The following is a 21,328-nucleotide window of genomic DNA, read 5'->3' as shown; positions in this document are numbered from 1 at the left end:
GCGCACGACCACTCGCTCAAGCAGCGCGCGGTAGCGAACAAAGAATGGGTTTCACCCTTGTCGAACTCATGGTCGTCATCGTCATCATCGGCCTGTTGGCGACTGTGGTGGCGATCAATGTCCTGCCCAGTCAGGACAAGGCCATGGTCGGCAAGGTGCGGGCCGACATCTCGGTGCTGGAGCAGGCGGTGGAGACCTATCGCCTCGACAATCTGACCTTCCCGACGGACCAGCAGGGGCTAAAGGCCCTGACCGCGCCGCCCGCCGATCTGGCGCGGCCGGAACGCTATCGCCAGGGCGGCTATGTCCGTCGCCTGCCGGAAGATCCGTGGGGCAATCCCTACCAGTACCGCCGCCGCAGCGCCCATGGCGGCCAGTTCGACATCTGGTCCTTCGGCGCCGACGGCCAGGAAGGGGGCGAGGGGAATGACGCCGACATCGGCAACTGGCAGGGCTGACCACGCCCGGTCGATGCGCGCGCTCCACTGCGCTCAAGCCGCGAGCCGCCGCGCGGCGAGCGGTAGCGCCCGACAACTCGCTCAGGCAGCGCGCGCCCGAGGCGCGCGCGGCAGCGAACAAAGAATGGGGTTTACCCTTGTCGAGTTGATGGTCGTCATCGCCATCATCGGCGTGGCGGCCGGGGCGGTGATCCTGTCCATGCCGGACCCGCGCCCGACGCTGGCCGTCGAGGCCGAGCGGTTCGCCGCGCGCCTGACGCTGGCGCGCGAAGAGGCGGTGATGACTAATCGCCCGGTGGCCCTGCGCGCCGATGTGGCGGGCTATGGTTTCGAGAGTTTCGACGGCGCCGTCTGGACGCCTTTGACGGGCGTTCTGGCGCCGAAGGCATGGGGCGATGGCGCCGCCGTCGCCGGAGCCGCTCGCGCCGTGTTCGATCCCACCGGCGGCGCCGACGCCGCCAGCGTGCGACTGGAGCGTGAGGGCCGCTCCGTCATCGTCGCCATCGACGGGGCGGGCGAGGTGACGATCCATGAGTGAGGGCACGCAACGCGCGGGCTTCACCCTGATCGAATGCCTTGTGGCGCTGGCCGTGTTCGGTCTGGCGGCGATGGCGCTGTTGAACCTGTCGGGCGAGAGCACGCGCTCGGCGACGCGGGTCGAGACGCGGACGCTGGGCGGCGTCGTCGCTGACAATGTCGCCGCCGAGGCGATGATCGCGCGCGACCTGCCCAGCGGCAGCACGGCGGGACAAGCCTCTCTGGGCGGACGCGAATGGCGCTGGGTGCGGGTGGTCAGCGCGACGGACATGCCGGGCGTCGGCCGCATCGACGTGCGCGTCTTCGCCGATGAGGAACAGGCCGCCGAGCGCGTGCTGTTCCGGGCGGCGGGCGCATGAGGAAAGATCGCCTATCCGCTCAAGCAGCGAGCCGCCGCGCGGCGAGCGATAGCGGAAGAAAGAGAGCCGGGTTCACCCTTGTCGAGGTCATGATCGCCCTGCTGATCTTCGCCTTACTGGCGGGGGCGGGCGCGTTGGTGCTGGGGCAATCGATTGAGACGCGGTTCGCGGTGAAGGCGAACGCGGACCGGGTGGCGGCGCTGCAACGCACGCGCGCCCTGCTGCGCGCCGATCTGGCGCAGGCGACGGCGCGGCGGGTGCGCGGGCCGACGGGGCGCCCGGCGCCTCAGGCGATCATGGGGCCGCAGTTGCCGGGCGACCCGCTGCTGGTGCTGGCCCGCAGCGGCTGGAGCAATCCCGACGCCGTGCCGCGCGCCTCCTTGCAGCGGGTCGAATACCGGCTGGTCGAGGATCGGCTGGAGCGGCGCGTGGCCCCCTATCTGGACGGGGCGCGGGCCGGGCCGCCGCAGGTGCTGTATCGCGGGGTGAAGGAGGCCCGCGTCGCCTTCATCCAGAACGGCTCCGAGGCGCCCGCCTTTGCCGCCAGCAGCGACAGGCCCCTGCCGGACGCCGTGCGGGTGACGCTGACGCTGGACGGTTTCGGCCCGGTCGAGCAGCTGTTTCTGGTCGCCGCCGCATGAGGGAAGGCGCGCGCGATCGTCGGGGCATGGCCTTGCTGACCGTCCTGTTGCTGGTGGCGGTGATGGCGGCGCTGTGCGTGGTGCTGCTGGACGACGTGCGCTTTTCCGTGCGCCGCACCACCAACGCCGAGCGCCAGGCGCAGGCGCAAGGTTTTGCGGCGGGGGCGGAGGCGCTGGCGCGGCGGCGGCTGTCCGATCTGGTCCGCGCCGATCCGGCGCGCACGCCGCTTCAGCCACAGTGGAACGGTCGCATCTTCGCCTTGCCGCTGGAAGACGGCGAGGGGCGGGCGGTGATCCGCGACGGTCAGTCGTGTTTCAATCTGAACAGTCTGGTCTTGGGGCAGGGCGAGGATTTGATGGCGCGGCCCGAAGGGGCGGCGCAGTTCATCACGCTCGGCGAGGCGCTGGGCACTCCGCGCGGGCGGATAGCGGCGGTCGCGGCGGCCCTGACCGACTGGATGGACGGCGATGACGAGGTGTCGCCGCAGGGGGCGGAAGACGCCGCCTACGCCAGCCGCCCGACGCCTTACCGCACCGGCGGGGTCATGCTGGCCGAGGTCAGCGAGTTGCGCGCGGTCTCGGGAGTGGACGACGCCCTCTATCGCCGTCTGAGGCCGTATCTGTGCGCCTTGCCGGAGGCGCGGCTGTCGCCCCTGAACGTCAACACGCTGGAGCCGCAGGACGCCGTGCTGCTGGTCGCGATCAGCCGGGGCGTGGTGGGGCTGAACGCGGCCAAGGCGGCGATCGCCGCGCGCCCGGCGACGGGCTGGAGCAGCCCTGACGCCTTCTGGGCCCAGCCCGCCCTTTCGGGCGTGGTTGTCGACGAAGGGACAAAGGGTCAGATCACCCTGGCCACCCGTTATTTCGACCTGAGGGTCGAGATCGAGCACGGCGACGCCCGCGCCGTCCGCACCGCCCTGATCCACGTCGCGCCCGATGGCGCGGCGCGCACCGTCATCCGTCGCTGGACGCCTGAAGAATGAGCATGGAAGAATGAGCCACGCCCGCATCCTGTTCATCCCGACCCACGCGACCTTGCCCGCGCGTTTCCTGTTGGTCGATCGCGAAGGCCGCGTCGTCGGGCGCGGCGAGCTGGACCCGCATCAGGCCGAGACCCCTCCGTCGATGCGGACCATCGCCGTGGCGCCGGGCGCCGACGTCATGACGCGCTGGCTGGACCTGCCGTCGGGCAATATGGCGCAGGCCAGAGCCGCCGCGCGCTGGGCGCTTCGCGATCAGGCGGCGGGCGAGGTCGAGGGGTTGGACGTGACGCTGGGCGCGGCGCCGGTCGATGGCGGCCCGCGTTTGACGGCGGCGGTCTCAGCCAAGCTGTTGCAGGCCTGGTTGCGCTGGATGGAGACGTTCGACATCCGGCCTGACGCCGTCGTGCCGGACAATCTGTGTCTGCCCGCGCCGTTGGAGGCTGAGACGTTGACCGCCGCACAGGTGGGGGCGGACGTGGCGCTGCGCGGCCCGGCCTTCGCCGTGACGGTTCAGGCCGATCTGGCAGAGGCGATCGCGGCCGGGCGCGCTCTGAACTGGCTGGAGGGCGAGGCGCTGGAGGCGGCCCTGGCGGCAGGGGCGATGGCGGCGGTGGTCGACCTGTTGCAGGTCCACGACCGGCGTGAGCGGGGGCAGGCGGCCAAGGGCTGGCGGCTGACGGCCGGTCTGGCGGCGGCCCTGTTGATCTCGCCTCTGATCCTGATGGCGGCGGAAGGGTTGCGTGACCGGGCGGCGGCTGACCGCGCCGGAGCGGCCGCCAAGGCCGGAGCGGTGACGCTCTATCCTGAACTGGCGACGGCGGACGATCCAGCGGCGGAGGCCCTGCACCGCCTCGACGCCGGAGCGCCGCCGGGCGGAACCGCGCGCGCCCTGGCCGCCGTCTTCGCTGCCGTCGAGCGCGTGCCGGGCGCCGAACTAGACGATGCGGCGCTGGGCGGAGAAGGGCTGCGCATCGGCCTGACGCACGCGAACTTCAATGATCTGGACACGGTGCGCGCCGATCTGGCCGAGGCCGGGCTGGCGGTGATCGACGAAACCTCGGCTGAGGAAGGCGGGCGCATGGTCAGCACCCTTACGATTGGAGGCACCCGATGAAGGCCCTGTTCTCTTCCATCTCTGCCTGGTGGGACGGGCGGTCGCTGCGCGAGCGGCGGATGCTGGCGGTCATGGGCGCGCTGGTGCTGGGCGTCGTCGGCTGGCTGGGCGTGGTGCGGCCGCTGGACGGCTGGCAGGCGGATCAGGCGCGCGCCCGCGTCGCCGCCGAGCGGCAACTGGTGCAGATCCAGACCGCTGTGTCCCAGCGGGGCGCGCGACCGACCGAGGCGGTCGATCTTCAGGCGCTGATCGCCTCCACCGCGACGGCGGCGGGGGTGCAGCCGACGCTGGGCATGTCCGAGGGCGGGCGATTGGGTTTCCGGCTGGATCGCGTGACGACGGCGCAGGCCTTCGGCTGGCTGGCGGCGTTGGAGCAGGGCGGGGCGCGTATCGAGGAACTGGGCGTTGTCGAGAACGCAGACGGGACGCTGGGGGTGACGGGGGCGTTGACGTCCGGCGGCTAGATCTCTGCGCTTTTCGCCTCTGCCGGAGTCGTCCGTTGTGGACTTGAAGGGCGCGCCGGGGCAGGTATCGCACCATGATCTCTCGTCTGGCTCTTCCCCTGGTCAGCGCGGCCGTCCTGGCGGGCTGCGCCTCTGCGCCGCTTGTCGAGACGCAGGTGTCCGCCGCCGTACCCGCGAACGTGACCGCCTATCGCCTGCTGGAGACCGAAGAGCCGACCGAGGCCGACCGTGCGGCGGCCGAAGCCGTGCGTCGGGCGCTGACTGCGCGCGGTTGGCGCGAGGTGGATGACAAGGCCGCCTGGCGGGTCGAGACGGCCTATGCGGTGCGGCCCCAGAAGACCGGCGTCTTCACCGATGACGACGCGCGTCGGGGCGAATGGACCGATGCGCCGCGCCTGCCTCAGTGGTGGAGCCAGGGCCGCCAGATGCACAGTCTGACCGTGATCCTGACCGGACCGGGCGATGAAGCTGGGGTCTATCGCGCCTCGGCGGTCGCGGTCCTGGGGCGGCGTCAGGCCGAAAACGCGCAGGGCCTGCTGGCCGAAGGGGCCGTGGAGACGTTGGACGCCAACTAGTCCGAGCGGTCTGCGGGTTCAGCGTCCTCGGTGACCCTGGGCAGGGTCAGGATGAAGGTCGCGCCGGGCGATCCGGGCTGGTGGCGGATGGTTCCGCCGTGGCGTTCGGCGACGGTGCGGACGAAGGCGAGACCCAGACCCGCGCCGCGATGATCGGCGCCGCCGTGGCCGAAGGCCTGGAACAGGCGACGCGCGGCCTCTTCGGACAGGCCCGGCCCCTGATCGCTGACGCTGAGGACGCAGACCGGACGGCCGTCCTCCTCGGCGCCGGTCAGGCTGACCTGAATGACGCCGCCCGCGGGGCCGTATTTCAGGGCGTTGTCCAGCAGGTTGGTGGTCAGGCGGCGAAGCAGGGCGGGGTCGCCCTGAACCAGGAACTCGTCTTCGCCGTTGGGCGTCAGGATGCGGACGCCCTTCTTCGACGCCTGGGGCCACAGGATGTCGGCCGCGTCCATGGCGACCTGGCCCAGGTCCAGCAACTCCGAGCGATAGGGCTGGCTCTCGGCGCGGGCCAACTGAACATAGCCCTCGGCCAGGTCCAGGGTCTGGCGGGCGTAGTCGGCGATGCGGCGCTCGACTGAGGGGTCCAGGCGCGGCGCGGGGCCGTCCAGCAGGGTCAGGATCGACACCTGGGGCGCGCGCATGTCGTGGCTGAGCAGTTGCAGGGCCTCGGCGCGCTGGCGCTCGGCGGCGCGGAAGCGGGTCATGTCGGCGAAGCGTACGATGTGGCCGACCGGTTGGCCTTCGGCGTCGGTCAGCAGGGCTGCGGCGGCCTTCAGGATGCGGCCGTCGGGCGTGGTGATGTCGCCGGGGTCGCCCTCGGGATCGAGGAAGCGGCGCCAGGCCGGTTCGCCCAGGGACTGGAACAGCAGGGGCAGGTCGGCGTCGTCCTTCAGACGCGCGCCGAACAGGGCTTCGGCCCGGTCGTTGGACAGGATGATGCGGGCGTGAGGGTCGGCGACGACGGTGGCGTCGGGCAGGCTTCGCAGGGTGTCGGAGATGAAGCGCTCCAGATCGCGCACCTGGCGCACGGCGGCGCGCAGGGCGTCCACCTGACGGGCGACGACATCGCCGCCCTGAGCGCGGCCGGTCAGGCGCACGCCGTCGCGTTCGAAGGCTTCGACCTCGCTCTGCATATAGGCCGAGGCTGCGGCCAGGCGGCGCCAGCTCCACAAGGGATAGGCCAGGGCCAGTCCCGCCACGGCGGCCGAAGGCGGGAACCACAGGCCGCCCGCCAGAAAGGCGACGGCGACGGCGATCAGCGTCAGGACGATCAGCCCGGCGCCCAGGGCCATGTTGGCCGCCGGGCGCAGCACCAGGAAGCCGGCGACCAGCAGGCCGAGCGGCAGCAGGGACAGGGTCAGAACCCAGCCGGGCGACAGGCTGCGCGGACCGCCGCCCTCGATCAGGGTCTGGAGCAGGGCGGCCTGCACCTCGACGCCGGGGCGCAGTTCGCCGTGGGGCGTGGCCGGAGTGGCGTAGCGGTCGCCGAGGCCCGGCGCCGTCGCCCCGACCAGCACCAGCTTGTCATTCAGGAAGGCGGCGGGCGTCTCGCCGCTAAGCACGTCGGCGAAGGACAGGGTGCGGAAGGCGCCGGGCGGGCCGCGATAGACCAGGGCCTCGGGCGAGGCGGCGAACAGGTCGCTGCCATCGTGTGGCGCGGGCGGGGCGGGCGCGGCGCCTCTGGCGGCGGCCAGGGGCAGGATCAGGTGGGGCCAGGTCCGGTCGCCCGCCTGAAGATAGAGGGGCAGGCGACGCACGACGCCGTCGTCGTCGACCGTCAGATTGACGTGACCCAGGCCCGCCGCCGCCTCGGTCAGGATCGGCGCAGGGGCGTCCTCGCGAAAGGCGGCGCCGTTCAGGCCGGGGGCGTCCAGAACCACCGGCAGACGGACCTTGCCGTTGCGCACCAGGGCGGCGGCCAGGGCGCCGTCCTGCGGGGAGGCTTCGGTGAACAGGACGTCGTAGGCGACAGGCCCGGCTTGCGCCTGGGTCAGACGGTCGATCAGGCGGGCGTGCAGGTCGCGCGGCCAGGGCCATTGCCCCAGCGACTCCAGGCTGCGGTCGTCGATGGCGATGATGACGATGTCTGCGTCCGCTGGCCCGGCCTCGGCGCGCATCAGGGCGTCGTAGACCAGGTTGTCGGCGCCGTCGGCGACGGGCGTCAGCGCCATCCAGCCGACCAGCAGGGCGGACAGAACCGCCACCAGGCCCCATTCGACAAGAGCGCGTCGGCCGGTCAGGCGCGCGCCGAGCCAACGCTTCCAACCGCCTTTGGGCCCAGCGGCCACGGCGCTATCGTCCGATACGCAGTTGTTGCGGTTCGGACCAGGCTTCCAGCAGACGGCCGAAGCGATGGCGCGCGCCCTGCACCCGCCAGCTGTAGACGCCCGGCGGCAGGTCGCTGAGGGTGAAGGCCTCGTCGGTCAGGCCGGGCTGGTCGACCAGCAGGGCGCCGTCGCGGGTACCGTCCTCGGCCTCGCGCCACAGCTGGAAACGGAAGGTCGCCTCGCCGACGCCCTCGGCCTCCCAGCGGAAGCGGTAGAAGCGGCGGCGGTCGCGTTGATCCATGGCCGAGGCCAGGCCGCCGACGCCGTTGCGGGCGCGGATGAAGCTGTAGGTCGTGGCCTTGCCCTCCAGCCCCTCGGGCGAGAGGGCGGTCAGACGCAGGAAGAAGGCGCCTTCTTCCATTTCGCCGAAGACCAGGGGGCCGCCGGGCGCGCTGTCGACTTCGGCGAAGGCCTCGATCATGCCGGCGTCCTGGGCGATGCGGCCGCGATAGCGTTCGGCGCCGGGCAGGGGCTGAATGTCGAAGGCGACCTGGGCCTGGGTCTGCGGCGCATCGGGGCGGACCAGGGCGGGCGCGGGCAGCAGGGGCAGCAGGCGCACGCTTCCAGCGGCGGCGCTGACGCCCTGATCGACGCCGGCCAGGGCTTCGGCGTCGCCCGATGCGATGGTTACGGCGCCTTCCAGCACCTCGGTGGTCGAGCGGTCGGCGTCGTCGTCGAAGGAGACGCGGAAGTCGGTGCCGCGCACGGCCGAGACCGAAACGGGCGTGCGGATGGCGAATCCGCCCGGACGACGCCGGGGCGTGACGCGCGACTCGGCGCGGCCCGCCTCGACCGTCAGGGCGTGATCGACGGCGCCGTTGATGGCGTAGCGGCGCAGGCGGCTGACGCGCACGCGGCTGTTGGAGGGCACGACCACATGGCTGCCGTCGGACAGGGCCAGGCGAACGAAGGCGTTGGCGCCGGTGCTGAGGACGGCGCCCTCACGCACGGCCTGGCCGGCGGCGGGGACGGCGGATCGGCCGTCCTGGTTCAGGGTCGCCGCGCCGCGAAAGCCGGCGATGCGCGCCTCATCCGGATCGGCGCGCAGCAGATCGACGGGCAGGGCCAGGGTGCGGCCGATGGCGAGGCGGCGCGGATTGGCGACCCGGTTCTCGCGCTGAACCCGGCGATAGTCGAGCGGCCGGTGCATGTAGGCGGTCGCCAGGTCGATCAGGGTGTCGCCGCGCTGGACGACATAGTCGAGGGTCTCGACGGAGGCGGCCGTCCGGGCAGCGGGCGGGGCGGCCGAAGTCTGTGCGACGGCGCTTCCTGCGGCCAGCATCGCTGCGATCGCCAGGGCCGCCGCCCAATCCGTCTTCATTTCGCCACCTGCGTCTTCATTCAGGCGTCCTGGCCGGGTTCTGCCCCCGTGACGCGCTCAAGGCGGTATCCGTAGCTGTAAATGGGGGTCAGGCGGAAGCCTCGCTCGGGCCGCAGCTCCAGCTTGTTGCGGATGCGCGAGATGTGCATGTCCAGCGAACGGCTGTTCAGGTCCGGCTCATTGCCCCACACCGTCTCCAGAATATAGGTCCGCGACAGCGCCCGGTGCAGGTTGCGGAACAGCAGCAGGGCCAGGGCGTATTCCTTGGCCGTCAGGGCCACCGATTGGCCGTCGCGAGTCACCGCGCCGGCGGACTCGTGGAAGGTGACGCCGTCATAGGTTTCGACGCCCGGCGTCGTCGGCTGGGAATAGGCGCGGCGGATCAGGGCGTTGATGCGCGCCGCCAGAACCGGCTTCGACAGGGGCTTGGGCAGGTAGTCGTCAGCCCCGGCGTCCAGACCGGCGACCACGTCTTCATCCTCGGCGCGGCTGGTGACCAGCAGCATGGGCGGGGCGGGCTTCAGATTGGTCCGCGCCCAGGCCAGCACCTCCAGACCCGAACGGTCCGGCAGGTTCCAGTCGACGATCAGCATGTCGAAGGTGTCCTTGCGCAGGGCGGAGATCAGCGCCTGACCGCGCGAAAACAGAGTGGCGCGATATCCGGCGTCTTGAACCACCTCGGAGACGAACTCCAACTGGACGGGGTCGTCGTCTAATATCGCGATCTTCATACTTTTACGCAGCTCCGGGGAGAACGCTGGAGTCATAGCCCCGGATGCTTGGCTTTAGAGCAATGTAAAATGTAAAATATGGTCACCCCTCGGCGCGTCTGGGCGTGGATGTCGGCAGGGGTGCGAGGCGGCGGGCCTGATCCCGGCACAGGGCCTTGATCCAGCGCCGCACGGTCTTCAGTCGCGCCGTGCCGTGGACCTCGCGGTGGGTGCTGAGCCAGAAGCGCCGCTCGATCAGGACCTGCTCGGGCAGAACTCGCGTCAGCCCTTCGGCCAGGAAACAGGGCAGGACGCCGATCCCGCCGCCCGCCGCCACCATGTCCCTCTGGGCGCGGATCGACGAGGAGGCCAGGCGCGGCCGCAGGTTGGGGCGCAGTTCGTCCAGATAGCGCAGCTCGGGCGCATAGATCAGATCGTCGACATAGCCGACCATGTCGAAGCGGCTCAGGTCGTCGATGCTGGCCGGCGCGCCGTGGCGTTCCAGATGTTCGGGCGCGGCGTAGAGCGCCAGTTGATAGGTCGTCAGCGGCTCGACGATAAGGCGCGGACTGTCGGCGGGGCTGAGGGTGATGGCCATGTCCACCTCGCGCCGGCTGGGCGACAGGAAGCCGGAACTGGCCGCCAGTTCGACGTTCAGCCCCGGATGCGCCGCCAGCAGGCCGGGCAGGGCGGGGGCCAGCACCGCCCCGCCGAAACCTTCCGAGGCGCTGATGCGCACGGCGCCCGCGATCAGGTCGGGCTGGGTGACGCGCCCGGCGGCCTCCATCGCGCTTTCGGCGTCCAGCGCCCGCTCCAGCAGTTGGGCGCCCGCAGCCGTCAGGTGAAGCCCGGCGGCCGAGCGCACCAGCAGGGTCGACTTCAGCGCCGTCTCCAGTCGCGCCACGCGCCGCCCGACCGTGGCTGCGTCCACGCCCAGCCGCTGCGCCGCCGTGGCTAGCGACCCGGCGCGCGCGGCCGCCAGAAACACCCTCAGATCATCCCAGTCGAACATATGCAGATATGCACATCATCACCTGCAAGATTGCAATGGGCCTGACCGGCCCGCTCTGCTAGGGCAGGCTCACGAAGAACCATAATCATCGGGAGAGACGTTCAATGCGCGATATTCGCCACTTCATCGACGGTGCGGCTTTCGAGGGGGCGTCGGGCCGCTTCGGCGACGTCTTCAACCCCAACACCGGCGAGGTTCAGGCCCGCGTCCAGCTGGCGACGCCGTCGGAGCTGGATCGCGCGGTCCAGTCGGCGCAGGCCGCATTCGAAGGCTGGTCCTCGACCAACCCGCAGCGCCGCGCCCGCGTCATGTTCGAGTTCAAGCGCCTGGTCGAGGCGAACATGAACGAACTGGCCGAAATGCTGTCCAGCGAGCACGGCAAGGTCATCGCCGACTCCAAGGGCGACATCCAGCGCGGTCTGGAAGTGATCGAGTTCGCCTGCGGCATCCCGCACGCGCTGAAGGGCGAATACACTCTGGGCGCCGGTCCTGGCATCGACGTCTACTCCATGCGCCAGGCCCTGGGCGTGGTGGCGGGCATCACCCCGTTCAACTTCCCGGCCATGATCCCGATGTGGATGTTCGGCGTCGCCATCGCCGTCGGCAACACCTTCATCCTGAAGCCGTCCGAGCGCGACCCGTCCGTGCCGGTGCGTCTGGGCGAACTGATGATGGAGGCGGGCGCGCCCAAGGGCGTGCTGAACGTGGTTCACGGCGACAAGACGGCGGTCGACGCCATCCTGGCCCACCCCGACATCCACGCCGTCAGCTTCGTCGGCTCGTCGGACATCGCCCACTACGTCTATCAGACGGGCGCCCAGCACGGGAAACGCGTCCAGGCCATGGGCGGCGCCAAGAACCACGGCATCGTCATGCCCGACGCCGACCTGGACCAGGTGATCAAGGACCTGTCGGGCGCGGCCTACGGTTCGGCCGGCGAACGCTGCATGGCCCTGCCGGTCGTGGTGCCGGTCGGCAAAAAGACCGCCGATGAACTGCGCGAACGTCTGGTCGCTGAGATTCCGACCCTGCGCGTCGGCGTCTCGACCGATGATCAGGCCCACTATGGCCCGGTCGTCTCGGCCCAGCACCGCGACCGCGTCGCCGGCTGGATCAGCAAGGGCGTCGAGGAAGGCGCCGAACTGGTCGTCGACGGCCGCGACTTCAGCCTGCAGGGGCATGAGAAGGGCTACTTCATCGGCCCGTCGCTGTTCGACCATGTGACCACGGACATGTCTTCCTATCAGGAAGAAATCTTCGGCCCGGTGCTGCAGATCGTCCGCGCCGCCAACTTCGAAGAGGCGCTGAGCCTGCCGTCCAAGCACCAGTACGGCAACGGCGTCGCCATCTTCACCCAAAACGGCCGCGCGGCCCGCGACTTCGCCGCCCGCGTCAACGTCGGCATGGTCGGCATCAACGTGCCGATCCCGGTGCCGGTGGCCTACCACTCCTTCGGCGGCTGGAAGCGTTCGGGCTTCGGCGACACCAACCAGTACGGCATGGAAGGCGTGAAGTTCTGGACCAAGACTAAGACGGTGACGGCCCGCTGGCCCGACAGCGCGCTGGAGCATGAGGACAGCAGCTTCATCATCCCGACGATGAGCTGAGTCTGGACCCTCTCCCGATGGGAGAGGGCTTGAGCCTCCAAGAGCCGAAGGCGATTGGAACAGGCGAAAGGGTGAGGGGCCCGCGGTCAGCCGTTTTGCGACGGCTTACGCCGACTTCGGCCGGGAACCCTCATCCGGCCCTTCGGGCCACCTTCTCCCATCGGGAGAAGGATTAGCTGAGAACATACGGGATCACCCCCCGCTCATTCTCCGGCACGGCCAGCGTCCGGTCGATCGGCGGAAAGGCCCGCTGGGTGCAGTCGGTGCGTTCGCAGATGCGGCAGTTGACGCCCATCCGCGTCGGGGGGCCGTTTAGGTCCAGCCCGTCAGCATAGACCAACTGCCCCGCGTGCTCGATCTCGCATCCCAGACCCAGCGCATAGCGCCGATCCGGCTCCAGGAACGACCCGCCCGGCTTGGATACGCTTTTGGCGAGGCAGACGTAGCGGGCTCCGTCCGGCATTTCCGACAGATTGACCAGAATGCGGTCCGGCGCGCTGAACGCCTCATGCACGTTCCACAGCGGGCAGGCGCCGCCGAAGCGGGCGAACTGGAAGCGCGTCGCGCTGTGCCGCTTGGTGATGTTGCCCGCCATGTCCACCCGCGCGAAGTAGAAGGGCACGCCGCGCCAGCCGGGCCTCTGTAGCGTGCTCAATCGGTGGCAGGCTTGCTCGAAGCTGACATGGAAGCGGTTGCGCAGGCGGTCCACGTCGTGCCGCAGTTCTCGCGCCGCCTCCAGAAACGCGCGATAGGGCAACAGCAGCGCTCCAGCCGCATAGTTGGCCAGACCGACCCGGCACACGTCGCGCGCGGCGGGAATGTCGAAGGCGGCGCGGTCCAGTTCGTGCTCGATCAGGTCCTCGAACCGTAAGCGAACCAGTTGATGCGCCATCTGGAAGGCGCGGGTGGCGCCCGGCAGGCTGGCGTCGACATAGAGGATGCGCGCGCCCGGATCGAAACGCCGCATGGCGCCGCGCCCCTGACCCGTGGCGACGCGCACGCCGCACAGGTCGTTGAGGGCGGCCTCCAACTCGCGCTCAGGGTGGACGCCGTCGCCCAGGTTCAGCCGCGCGGCCAGATCCTCGGCCGCCCGATCCAGGGCGTCGATGTAGTTGTCGCGATAGTGGAAGAAATCGCGCACCGCCTCATAGGGCAGCGCGGGGGCGGCGTCGGCGGCGTGTTCGTCGCGGCCCAGCGTCTCGTTCAGCGTCTTCAGCCGCTCGTCCAGACGGCGATAGTCCTGGTGCAGGGCCAGGAACTGCCGCGCCAGCCGGGGGGCGTTCATGGCCGCCTGTTTGAGTTCGCCCGCCGTCGGCGCCTCGGCGTGGCCCGCGACGTCGGTGGTCGCCTCGCGCAGGTCGGCGATCAGGCGGGCGTCGCCGTCCAGATCGAACAGGCTGGCGTCCACGTCGAAGGCGCGCGTCAGGGCGATCAGCACGCGGGCCGTGGCCGGCCGCTGGTTGGTCTCGATCTGCGACAGATAGGACGGCGACAGCGCCAGCCGCCCGGCGCACTGCTCCAGCGTCCATCCGCGCGTCTCGCGCAGCTTGCGGACCTTGGTCCCGAGGTAGAGTTTTTCAGCCATCGCCCTGCATCGGTCATCGGCGTTGCAACTTTGCAAAAACGCCTGTGCGCCTTGGCAGGCTTACGCACTTACGCACCTTTTGCAAAGTTGCGATTGCCTTTTTGCAACGAAGCGGCTTGTTGGGCCTGAACGAAGTCAGGGAGTCGCTCCAATCATGAGCCAGGCCATCCTCGAGGAACTCGAGCGCCGTCGCGCCGCCGCCAAGCTGGGCGGGGGCGAGAAGCGCATCGCCAGCCAGCACGCCAAGGGCAAGCTGACCGCCCGTGAACGCATCGGCGTCCTGCTGGACGAAGGCTCCTTCGAAGAGACCGACATGTTCGTGGAGCACCGCAGCCACGACTTCGGCATGGCCGAGCAGCGCATTCCCGGCGACGGCGTCGTCACCGGGCGCGGCACCATCAACGGCCGCCTGGTCTATGTCTTCTCGAAAGACTTCACGGTGTTCGGCGGCTCGCTGTCGGGCGCCCACGCGGCCAAGATCGTCAAGATCCAGAAGATGGCCCTGACGGCGGGCGCGCCGATCATCGGCCTGTTCGACGCCGGCGGCGCGCGGATTCAGGAAGGTGTGGAGAGCCTGGCCGGCTACGCCGACATCTTCCTGCAGAACACCCTGGCCTCGGGCGTCATCCCGCAGATTTCGGTCATCATGGGCCCATGCGCGGGCGGCGATGTCTATTCGCCCGCCATCACCGACTTCATCTTCATGGTGAAGGACACCTCCTACATGTATGTGACCGGCCCGGACGTGGTGAAGACGGTCACCAACGAGGTGGTCAGCCACGAGGATCTGGGCGGCGCCCGCGTTCATGCGGGCAAGTCGGGTGTCGCCGATGGCGCCTTCGAGAACGATCTGGAGGCCCTGTCGGAGGTCCGCCGCCTGATCGGCTTCCTGCCGCTGTCGAACCGCGAGACGCCGCCGATCCGCGAAACCTATGACGAACCGGATCGCGACGAGGCGTCGCTGGACACCCTGGTCCCGGCCAATCCGAACCAGCCTTATGACATGAAGGAACTGATCCTGAAGACGGTCGACGAGGCCGACTTCTTCGAGATCGGCGCCGACTTCGCCAAGAACATCATCTGCGGCTTCGGCCGTCTGGACGGCCAGCCGGTCGGCATCGTCGGCAACCAGCCTCAGACCCTGGCGGGGGTGCTGGACATCGACAGCAGCCGCAAGGCCGCGCGCTTTGTTCGGTTCTGCGACGCCTTCCACATCCCGCTGGTGACCTTCGTCGACGTGCCGGGCTTCATGCCGGGCACCAAGCAGGAGTACGGTGCCCTGATCAAGCACGGCGCCAAGCTGCTGTTCGCCTATGCCGAGGCCACCGTGCCCAAGCTGACGGTCATCACGCGCAAGGCCTACGGCGGCGCCTATGACGTCATGAGCTCCAAACACCTGCGCGGCGACGTCAACTACGCCTGGCCCACCGCCGAGATCGCGGTCATGGGCGCCAAGGGCGCGGTCGAGATCATCTTCCGCAAGGAGGCTGGCGACCCCGAGGCTCTGGCGGCGCGCGAGGCCGAATACAAGGAACGCTTCGCCAACCCCTTCGTGGCGGCCGGGCTCGGTTACATCGACGACGTCATCATGCCCCACGGCACCCGCCGTCGCCTGATCAAGGCGCTGAAGACGCTGAAGAACAAGACCCAGGAAAATCCCTGGAAGAAGCACGACAACATCCCGCTGTAAGGCCCAGAAATGTTCGATAAAATTCTGATCGCCAACCGGGGCGAGATTGCTGTTCGCGTCATCAAGACCTGCCGCCGCATGGGCATCAAGACGGTGGTCGTCTACTCCGACGCCGACGCCGGGTCGCTGGCGTGCGAGATGGCGGATGAGACGGTGCACATCGGCCCGTCGCCCGCCGCCCAGTCCTATCTGATCCAGGACAAGATCGTGGACGCCGTGAAGCAGACAGGGGCGCAGGCCGTGCACCCCGGGTTCGGCTTCCTGTCGGAAAACGCCGGGTTTGCGCGGAGGCTGAAGGCCGAGGGCATCGCCTTCATCGGGCCGAATCCCGAGGCGATCGACGCCATGGGCGACAAGATCACGTCCAAGAAGTTCGCGGCCGAGGCGGGCGTCTCGACCGTGCCGGGCCACATGGGCCTGATCGAAACGCCGGACGAGGCGGTGAAGATCGCGCGTGAAATCGGCTATCCGGTCATGATCAAGGCGTCGGCCGGGGGCGGGGGCAAGGGCATCCGCGTCGCCCATTCGGACGACGACATGGCCGAGGGCTTCGCCGCCGTGAAGGCCGAGGCGCTGAACGCCTTCGGCGACGACCGCGTCTTCCTCGAGAAGTTCATCGTCGACCCGCGCCACATCGAGATTCAGGTGCTGGGCGACAAGCACGGCAACGTCATCCACCTGTTCGAGCGCGAATGCTCGATCCAGCGCCGCAACCAGAAGGTCATCGAGGAGGCGCCGTCGCCCCTGCTGGATGAGGCGACCCGCGCGGCGATGGGGGCGCAGGCCGTCGCCCTGGCCAAGGCGGTGAACTATGACTCGGCGGGCACGGTCGAGTTCGTCGCCGGTCAGGACAAGAGCTTCTTCTTCCTGGAGATGAACACCCGTCTGCAGGTCGAGCATCCGGTGACGGAGCTGATCACCGGCGTCGATCTAGTCGAGCAGATGATCCGTTCGGCCTGGGGCGAGCAACTGGCGATCAAGCAGGAAGATCTGTCGATCAACGGCTGGGCCATCGAAAGCCGCATCTACGCCGAAGACCCCTATCGCGGCTTCCTGCCGTCGATCGGCCGTCTGGTGCGCTATGAGCAGCCGGAAGAGGGCGATCAGGGCGACTACACCGTTCGCAATGACTCGGGCGTCCGCGAGGGCGACGAGATCAGCATGTTCTACGACCCCATGATCGCCAAGCTGTGCGCCTGGGGCGAGACGCGCGAGGACGCCGTGCGCGGCATGGCCCGCGCGCTGGAGGATACGCACCTGGCGGGGCTGGGCCACAACGTGCCCTTCCTGGCGGCGGTCATGGATCAGGAACGTTTCCAGTCCGGCCAGCTGTCGACCAGCTACATCAAGGACGAGTTCCCCGAGGGTTTCCACGGTCTGGCGCCGTCGGCCGAGCAGGTGAAAATCCTGATCGCCTCGGCCGTGGCCATGAACGAGGTCATCGCCGAACAGGACGGCGACCCCAGCGAGCGCACCGACTGGACCGTCCTGATCGACAAGGCGGCCTATGAGGTCGAGGTCGGCTATGACGAGGCTGAAGACCTGATCGTCGCTATCGACGGTGAGGAAGTCTCCCTGTCCGAGATCGACTGGCGTCCGGGCCTGTCGCTGTTTAAGGCGGCGCTGGACGAAGAAGCCTTCACCGCCGAGGTGAAGCGCGCCGCAGACGGCTTCGACATCCGCCACCGCGCGGCGCGAGCGCGTGTGCGGGTGCTGCGCCCTGACGTGGCGCATCTTTACGCCCTGCTGCCCGAGAAGCAGGCGGCGGACACCTCCAAACTGGTGCTGTCGCCGATGCCGGGTCTGGTGGTCGACATCCCCGTGGTTGAGGGCCAGGAGGTCAAGTCCGGCGAGACCGTGGCCATCATCGAGGCCATGAAGATGCAGAACATCCTCAAGGCCGAGCGCGACGGCAAGGTGAAGGCGGTCAAGGCCAAGGCTGGCGACCCGGTGGCGGCTGACGATGTGCTGGTGGAGTTCGAGTAAATGACCGAGTTCGCCGTCCCGACCCCGCTGGAGTGGCGCGAAGCCGCCGTGAAGGCGCTGAAGGAGCGTCCGCGGGAGAGCCTCATCCATCTGGATGCGGACCAACTGGCGACGAAGCCGCTGTATGGGGCGGCGAACGGCGGCGAGCCGGTCTTCGCGCCCCGGCCCTCGGATTCCGAAGGTCGGGCGTGGGACGTGCGGGCGCTGAACGAGGGCGAGGACGCGGACGCCCTGAACCGCGCCATCCTGACCGATCTGGAGAACGGGGCGGCCTCCGTCCTGATCGCGGGGCCTGTGGCGGCCGACGCAGCCCGTCTGGCGCGCGCCCTGGACGGCGTGGCGCTGGAGCTGGCGCCGGTCGCTCTGGACGCCGGGTTCGACGGCGTGAAGGCGGCTGAGGCCCTGTCGTCGGCGGCCAAGGGTTCGCCCCGCGCCAAACTGGCCTTCCACCTCGATCCGATCTCGGCCTATGCAGAAGCGGGCGGGGTGCCGGGCGACTTTGCGGCCGTCATAGCTGAGACGGCAACTGCGGCGGCGACCCACGCCGCGACCTATCCCGAGGCGACGCTGTTCATGGCGTCGGGCCGTGCAGCGCATGAGGCGGGCGGCTCCATCGCGCAGGAACTGGCCTTCGCCGTGTCGTCGGCCGTGGCCTATGTGAAGGCGGTCGTTGAAGCAGGTCTGTCGGCTGAGGCGGCATTGAAGGGCGTGGTTCTGGGCGTCGCCGTGGATCAGGCCTATTTCGACTCTCTGGCGAAGATCCGCGCGCTGCGTCTGGTCTGGGCCAGCGTCTCCAAGGCGTTCGGGGCAGAGGTTCCAGCGGTCATCGAGGCGCGCTCGTCGCGGCGGATGCTGTCGGCGCGCGATCCGTGGCCGAACATGCTGCGCCTGACCGCTGCCGGGTTCGCCGGGGCCGTGGGCGGGGCCGATGCTGTGGTGCTGGACGGCTTCACTCGCGCGGCGGGCCTGCCGGACGACTTCGCCAAGCGTCAGGCGCGCAACACCCAGCTGATCCTGATGGAGGAATCCAATCTGGGCCGCGTCGACGATCCGGCCAGCGGCTCCTGGTATCTGGACGCGCGCACCCGCGAACTGGCCGAGGCCGCCTGGGCTGAGTTCCAGGTCTATGAGGCCGAAGGCGGCGTCATCGCTTGTCTGGAAGGCGGGGTGATCCAGCCTCGCATCGCTCGCGCTCGCGACATGGCCGAGAAGGCCTTCAAGGACGGCGCCGCCCAGATCGTCGGCGTCACCAAATTCGTCGACCCGGACGTGCGGCCCGCGCCGGTGACGCCCGCGCCCGTCGCGCCCGCCATCGGAACGTTCGAGGCCCTGGCGCCTGTCCGCTTCGCCGCCGCCTTCGAGGAGGCCGCCCAATGAGCTTTCCTGATTTTTCCAAGATCGCCCTCGACCTCGACGCCACCGGCGCCGGGCCGGACCGCGCGGCCTGGGCCACGCCCGAGGGGCTGACGGTCGAGACCGCCTATGGGCCCGAGGCGCTGGAGGGGCTGGATTTCATCCACGGCCTGCCGGGCTTCGCCCCCTTCGTGCGCGGGCCGTACCCGACCATGTATGCGGGCGCGCCGTGGACCATCCGCCAGTATGCGGGCTTCTCGACTGCCGAGGAATCCAACGCCTTCTATCGCCGCAACCTGGCCGCCGGTCAGAAGGGCCTGTCGGTCGCCTTCGACCTGGCCACCCACCGGGGCTATGACAGCGACCACCCGCGGGTGAAGGGCGACGTCGGCATGGCGGGCGTGGCCATCGACAGCATTCTGGACATGCGGACCCTGTTCGACGGCATTCCGCTGGACCAGATGTCGGTGTCCATGACCATGAACGGGGCGGTGCTGCCCATCCTGGCCCTCTACGTCGTGGCGGGCGAGGAGCAGGGCGTCGACCACGCCAAGCTGACCGGAACCATTCAGAACGACATTCTGAAGGAGTTCATGGTCCGCAACACCTACATCTATCCGCCCGCGCCCTCGATGCGGATCATCGCCGACATCTTCGAGTGGACGGCTAAGGAAACGCCCAAGTTCAACTCCATCTCCATCTCCGGCTATCACATGCAGGAGGCGGGGGCGTCGGCGGACATCGAACTGGCCTACACCCTGTCGGACGGGATCGAATACCTGCGCGCAGGCAAGGCGGCGGGCATGGAGATCGACCGTTTCGCGCCGCGCCTGAGCTTCTTCTGGGCCATCGGCATGAACTACTTCATGGAGGTGGCCAAGATGCGCGCCGGCCGCCTGCTGTGGGCCGAGGCGGTCAAGCGCGAAGGCGGCGTCAATCCTAAGTCCCTGTCCCTGCGGACCCACTGCCAGACTTCCGGCTGGTCGCTGGCGGCGCAGGACGTGTTCAACAATGTGCCGCGCACCATGGTCGAATGCATGGCGGCGGCGGGCGGCCAGACGCAGAGCCTGCACACCAATGCGCTGGACGAGGCCCTGGCCCTGCCGACCGACTTCTCGGCCCGGATCGCGCGCAACACGCAGATTCTGGCGCAGGCCGAGACGGGCCTGACGCGCGTCATCGACCCGTGGGGCGGCAGCTTCTACGTCGAGCGCTTGACTCAGGAGCTGGCGACCAAGGCCCGCGCCCTGATGGAAGAGGTTGAGGCCTATGGCGGCATGGCCAAGGCGATTGAGGCGGGCATTCCCAAGCTGCGGATCGAGGAATCCGCCGCCAAGACGCAGGCGCGCATCGACACGGGCCAGCAGACGGTCGTGGGGGTGAACAAATATCTGAACCCGGTCGTCGACGACATTCCGATGCTGAAGGTCGACAACGCCGAGGTGCGCGCCCGCCAGATCGAGAAGCTGCAACGCCTGAAGGCCGAGCGCGACGAGGCGGCGACGCAAGCCGCGCTCGACGCTCTGACCGAGGGCGCGCGGGGCAGTGAGAACCTGATGGAGCTGGCGGTGCGGGCCGCCCGCGCCAAGGCCACCGTCGGCGAAATCTCCGACGCGTTGGAGGCCGCCTTCGGCCGCCACATCGCCACGGTCAAGACGGTCTCGGGCGTCTACGCCAAGGAGGCGGGGAACGATCCCAAGGTCGCCCGCGCCCGCTCGATGGTCGCAGCCTTCGTCGAGAACGACGGCGGCCCGCCGCGCATCCTGATCGCCAAGCTGGGCCAAGACGGACATGACCGGGGCCAGAAGGTCGTCGCCACCGGCTACGGCGACATCGGCTTCGACGTGACGGCGGGGGCTCTGTTCCAGACGCCTGCCGAGGCCGCGCGCGATGCGGTCGAGAAGAACGTCCACGCGGTCGGCGCCTCGTCGCTGGCGGCGGGGCACCTGACGCTGGTGCCGGAGCTGAAGGCTGAACTGGCCAAGCTGGGGCGCGAGGACATTATGATCGTGGTCGGCGGCGTCATCCCGCCGTCGGACGTGCAGCCCCTGATCGACATGGGGGCGGCCGCCGTCTATCCGCCCGGTTCGGTCATCGCCGAGACGGCCGTAGACCTGATCGAGAAGCTGAACCAGCGCCTGGGCTATGCCCAGCCGGCGCCTGTGGAGACGAAGAAGTGATCGGCAATCTGAACCACGTCGGCGTCGCCACGCCCTCCATCGCCGAGTCGATCAAGCTGTATCGCGATATTCTGGGTGCGACGAAGATCGGCGAGCCGTTCGACCTGCCCGCGCAGGGGGTGAAGGTCTGCTTCATCGACACGCCGACGGCCCAGATCGAACTGATCGAGCCCTATGACGAGACCAGCCCGATCACCGGCTTCCTGGCCAAGAACCCCAAGGGCGGACAGCACCATGTCTGCTTCGAGGTGGCTGATATCCACGCTGCCATTGCCGACATGCGCGCCAAGGGCGTGACCATCCTGGGCACGGGCGAGCCCCGCATCGGGGCGCACGGCACGCCGGTTGTGTTCCTGCATCCCAAGGAGATGGGCGGGGTGCTGATCGAACTGATGGAGACGCCGAAGGGCGATCACTAAAAGA

Annotated in this window: 19 protein-coding genes; 14 read left to right on the top strand and 5 right to left on the bottom strand. The window is 69.2% G+C overall.

Annotated elements, in window-relative coordinates; genetic code table 11:
- Positions 1-44 precede the first annotated feature (44 nt).
- From gspG to ACWIDZ_RS02760, 8 genes are all read left to right on the top strand, one after another.
- Positions 45-458, top strand: coding sequence for a type II secretion system major pseudopilin GspG (gene gspG, locus ACWIDZ_RS02795; protein ID WP_453988347.1), 414 nt, complete (start codon positions 45-47; stop codon positions 456-458).
- A 124-nt stretch (positions 459-582) separates the two neighbouring features.
- On the top strand, positions 583-996 hold the full coding sequence (locus ACWIDZ_RS02790) for a GspH/FimT family pseudopilin (RefSeq protein ID WP_453988348.1): 414 nt from the start codon (positions 583-585) through the stop codon (positions 994-996).
- Positions 989-1,354, top strand: coding sequence for a type II secretion system minor pseudopilin GspI (gspI, locus tag ACWIDZ_RS02785; RefSeq protein ID WP_453988349.1), 366 nt, complete (start codon positions 989-991; stop codon positions 1,352-1,354). Before ACWIDZ_RS02790 ends, gspI begins: the two co-directional genes overlap by 8 nt.
- Positions 1,351-1,995 carry a type II secretion system minor pseudopilin GspJ gene (gene gspJ / locus ACWIDZ_RS02780; protein WP_453988350.1) on the top strand — a complete coding sequence of 215 codons (645 nt, stop codon included), beginning with the start codon at positions 1,351-1,353 and terminating at the stop codon, positions 1,993-1,995. Before gspI ends, gspJ begins: the two co-directional genes overlap by 4 nt.
- Positions 1,996-2,021: 26 nt before the next feature.
- On the top strand, positions 2,022-2,978 hold the full coding sequence (gene gspK / locus ACWIDZ_RS02775; RefSeq protein WP_453988351.1) for a type II secretion system minor pseudopilin GspK: 957 nt from the start codon (positions 2,022-2,024) through the stop codon (positions 2,976-2,978).
- A gap of 10 nt (positions 2,979-2,988) precedes the next feature.
- Entirely contained in the window at positions 2,989-4,092 is a 1,104-nt protein-coding gene (gene gspL, locus ACWIDZ_RS02770) for a type II secretion system protein GspL (RefSeq protein ID WP_453988352.1), read from the top strand.
- Positions 4,089-4,556, top strand: coding sequence for a type II secretion system protein GspM (gspM, locus tag ACWIDZ_RS02765; protein ID WP_453988353.1), 468 nt, complete (start codon positions 4,089-4,091; stop codon positions 4,554-4,556). The genes gspL and gspM overlap by 4 nt, the downstream gene beginning before the upstream one ends.
- A 74-nt stretch (positions 4,557-4,630) precedes the next feature.
- Positions 4,631-5,131, top strand: a complete 501-nt coding sequence (locus ACWIDZ_RS02760; RefSeq protein WP_453988354.1) for a hypothetical protein — start codon at positions 4,631-4,633, stop codon at positions 5,129-5,131.
- On the opposite strand, the gene ACWIDZ_RS02755 is transcribed toward ACWIDZ_RS02760, so the two are convergent.
- The 4 genes from ACWIDZ_RS02755 to ACWIDZ_RS02740 form a co-directional block, all read right to left on the bottom strand.
- Positions 5,128-7,422, bottom strand: coding sequence for a CHASE2 domain-containing protein (locus tag ACWIDZ_RS02755; protein WP_453988355.1), 2,295 nt, complete (start codon positions 7,420-7,422; stop codon positions 5,128-5,130). The genes ACWIDZ_RS02760 and ACWIDZ_RS02755 overlap by 4 nt on opposite strands.
- Before the next feature lie 4 nt (positions 7,423-7,426).
- Complete coding sequence (locus ACWIDZ_RS02750) at positions 7,427-8,782, bottom strand: FecR domain-containing protein (RefSeq protein ID WP_291776337.1); 1,356 nt, start codon at positions 8,780-8,782, stop codon at positions 7,427-7,429.
- 20 nt (positions 8,783-8,802) lie between these two features.
- Positions 8,803-9,513, bottom strand: coding sequence for a response regulator transcription factor (locus tag ACWIDZ_RS02745; RefSeq protein ID WP_338578341.1), 711 nt, complete (start codon positions 9,511-9,513; stop codon positions 8,803-8,805).
- A gap of 82 nt (positions 9,514-9,595) precedes the next feature.
- Positions 9,596-10,504, bottom strand: a complete 909-nt coding sequence (locus ACWIDZ_RS02740; protein WP_453988356.1) for a LysR family transcriptional regulator — start codon at positions 10,502-10,504, stop codon at positions 9,596-9,598.
- Positions 10,505-10,608: 104 nt separating this feature from the next.
- Here ACWIDZ_RS02740 and ACWIDZ_RS02735 point away from each other — a divergent pair, with 104 nt between their 5' ends.
- Entirely contained in the window at positions 10,609-12,111 is a 1,503-nt protein-coding gene (locus ACWIDZ_RS02735; protein ID WP_453988357.1) for a CoA-acylating methylmalonate-semialdehyde dehydrogenase, read from the top strand.
- 172 nt (positions 12,112-12,283) lie between these two features.
- Here ACWIDZ_RS02735 and ACWIDZ_RS02730 read toward each other — a convergent pair whose 3' ends face one another.
- Positions 12,284-13,696: a short-chain fatty acyl-CoA regulator family protein gene (locus ACWIDZ_RS02730; protein ID WP_449253499.1), complete on the bottom strand. Its 1,413-nt coding sequence runs from the start codon at positions 13,694-13,696 to the stop codon at positions 12,284-12,286.
- Between the two features lie 154 nt (positions 13,697-13,850).
- Here ACWIDZ_RS02730 and ACWIDZ_RS02725 point away from each other — a divergent pair, with 154 nt between their 5' ends.
- Genes ACWIDZ_RS02725 through mce form a run of 5 tightly spaced genes read left to right on the top strand, consistent with a single transcriptional unit; the run spans position 13,851 to position 21,324 of the window.
- Complete coding sequence (locus tag ACWIDZ_RS02725) at positions 13,851-15,386, top strand: acyl-CoA carboxylase subunit beta (protein WP_453988359.1); 1,536 nt, start codon at positions 13,851-13,853, stop codon at positions 15,384-15,386.
- A 9-nt stretch (positions 15,387-15,395) separates the two neighbouring features.
- Positions 15,396-17,372 carry an acetyl-CoA carboxylase biotin carboxylase subunit gene (locus tag ACWIDZ_RS02720; protein ID WP_453988360.1) on the top strand — a complete coding sequence of 659 codons (1,977 nt, stop codon included), beginning with the start codon at positions 15,396-15,398 and terminating at the stop codon, positions 17,370-17,372.
- Positions 17,373-18,749 carry a methylmalonyl-CoA mutase family protein gene (locus ACWIDZ_RS02715; protein ID WP_453988361.1) on the top strand — a complete coding sequence of 459 codons (1,377 nt, stop codon included), beginning with the start codon at positions 17,373-17,375 and terminating at the stop codon, positions 18,747-18,749. It begins immediately after the preceding gene.
- Positions 18,746-20,905 carry a methylmalonyl-CoA mutase gene (gene scpA, locus ACWIDZ_RS02710; protein WP_453988362.1) on the top strand — a complete coding sequence of 720 codons (2,160 nt, stop codon included), beginning with the start codon at positions 18,746-18,748 and terminating at the stop codon, positions 20,903-20,905. Before ACWIDZ_RS02715 ends, scpA begins: the two co-directional genes overlap by 4 nt.
- The gene (mce, locus tag ACWIDZ_RS02705) at positions 20,902-21,324 is read left to right on the top strand and encodes a methylmalonyl-CoA epimerase (RefSeq protein WP_346487842.1); all 423 of its coding nucleotides are present in this window, start codon (positions 20,902-20,904) and stop codon (positions 21,322-21,324) included. The genes scpA and mce overlap by 4 nt, the downstream gene beginning before the upstream one ends.
- Positions 21,325-21,328 lie beyond the last annotated feature (4 nt).

The sequence above is a fragment of the Brevundimonas sp. NPDC055311 genome, from assembly GCF_053645695.1.
The sequence above is the reverse complement of the archived record's forward strand: the minus strand, read 5'-3'. Positions and strand labels throughout refer to the sequence as shown.

What these genes read in the sequence shown, in the direction of transcription:
- gspG (WP_453988347.1), top strand. Translation starts at nt 45, where the DNA reads ATGGGTTTCACCCTTGTCGAACTCATGGTCGTCATCGTCATCATCGGC.
- ACWIDZ_RS02790 (WP_453988348.1), top strand. Translation starts at nt 583, where the DNA reads ATGGGGTTTACCCTTGTCGAGTTGATGGTCGTCATCGCCATCATCGGC.
- gspI (WP_453988349.1), top strand. Translation starts at nt 989, where the DNA reads ATGAGTGAGGGCACGCAACGCGCGGGCTTCACCCTGATCGAATGCCTT.
- gspJ (WP_453988350.1), top strand. Translation starts at nt 1,351, where the DNA reads ATGAGGAAAGATCGCCTATCCGCTCAAGCAGCGAGCCGCCGCGCGGCG.
- gspK (WP_453988351.1), top strand. Translation starts at nt 2,022, where the DNA reads ATGGCCTTGCTGACCGTCCTGTTGCTGGTGGCGGTGATGGCGGCGCTG.
- gspL (WP_453988352.1), top strand. Translation starts at nt 2,989, where the DNA reads ATGAGCCACGCCCGCATCCTGTTCATCCCGACCCACGCGACCTTGCCC.
- gspM (WP_453988353.1), top strand. Translation starts at nt 4,089, where the DNA reads ATGAAGGCCCTGTTCTCTTCCATCTCTGCCTGGTGGGACGGGCGGTCG.
- ACWIDZ_RS02760 (WP_453988354.1), top strand. Translation starts at nt 4,631, where the DNA reads ATGATCTCTCGTCTGGCTCTTCCCCTGGTCAGCGCGGCCGTCCTGGCG.
- ACWIDZ_RS02750 (WP_291776337.1), bottom strand. Translation starts at nt 8,782, where the DNA reads ATGAAGACGGATTGGGCGGCGGCCCTGGCGATCGCAGCGATGCTGGCC.
- ACWIDZ_RS02745 (WP_338578341.1), bottom strand. Translation starts at nt 9,513, where the DNA reads ATGAAGATCGCGATATTAGACGACGACCCCGTCCAGTTGGAGTTCGTC.
- ACWIDZ_RS02740 (WP_453988356.1), bottom strand. Translation starts at nt 10,504, where the DNA reads ATGTTCGACTGGGATGATCTGAGGGTGTTTCTGGCGGCCGCGCGCGCC.
- ACWIDZ_RS02735 (WP_453988357.1), top strand. Translation starts at nt 10,609, where the DNA reads ATGCGCGATATTCGCCACTTCATCGACGGTGCGGCTTTCGAGGGGGCG.
- ACWIDZ_RS02730 (WP_449253499.1), bottom strand. Translation starts at nt 13,696, where the DNA reads ATGGCTGAAAAACTCTACCTCGGGACCAAGGTCCGCAAGCTGCGCGAG.
- ACWIDZ_RS02725 (WP_453988359.1), top strand. Translation starts at nt 13,851, where the DNA reads ATGAGCCAGGCCATCCTCGAGGAACTCGAGCGCCGTCGCGCCGCCGCC.
- ACWIDZ_RS02720 (WP_453988360.1), top strand. Translation starts at nt 15,396, where the DNA reads ATGTTCGATAAAATTCTGATCGCCAACCGGGGCGAGATTGCTGTTCGC.
- ACWIDZ_RS02715 (WP_453988361.1), top strand. Translation starts at nt 17,373, where the DNA reads ATGACCGAGTTCGCCGTCCCGACCCCGCTGGAGTGGCGCGAAGCCGCC.
- scpA (WP_453988362.1), top strand. Translation starts at nt 18,746, where the DNA reads ATGAGCTTTCCTGATTTTTCCAAGATCGCCCTCGACCTCGACGCCACC.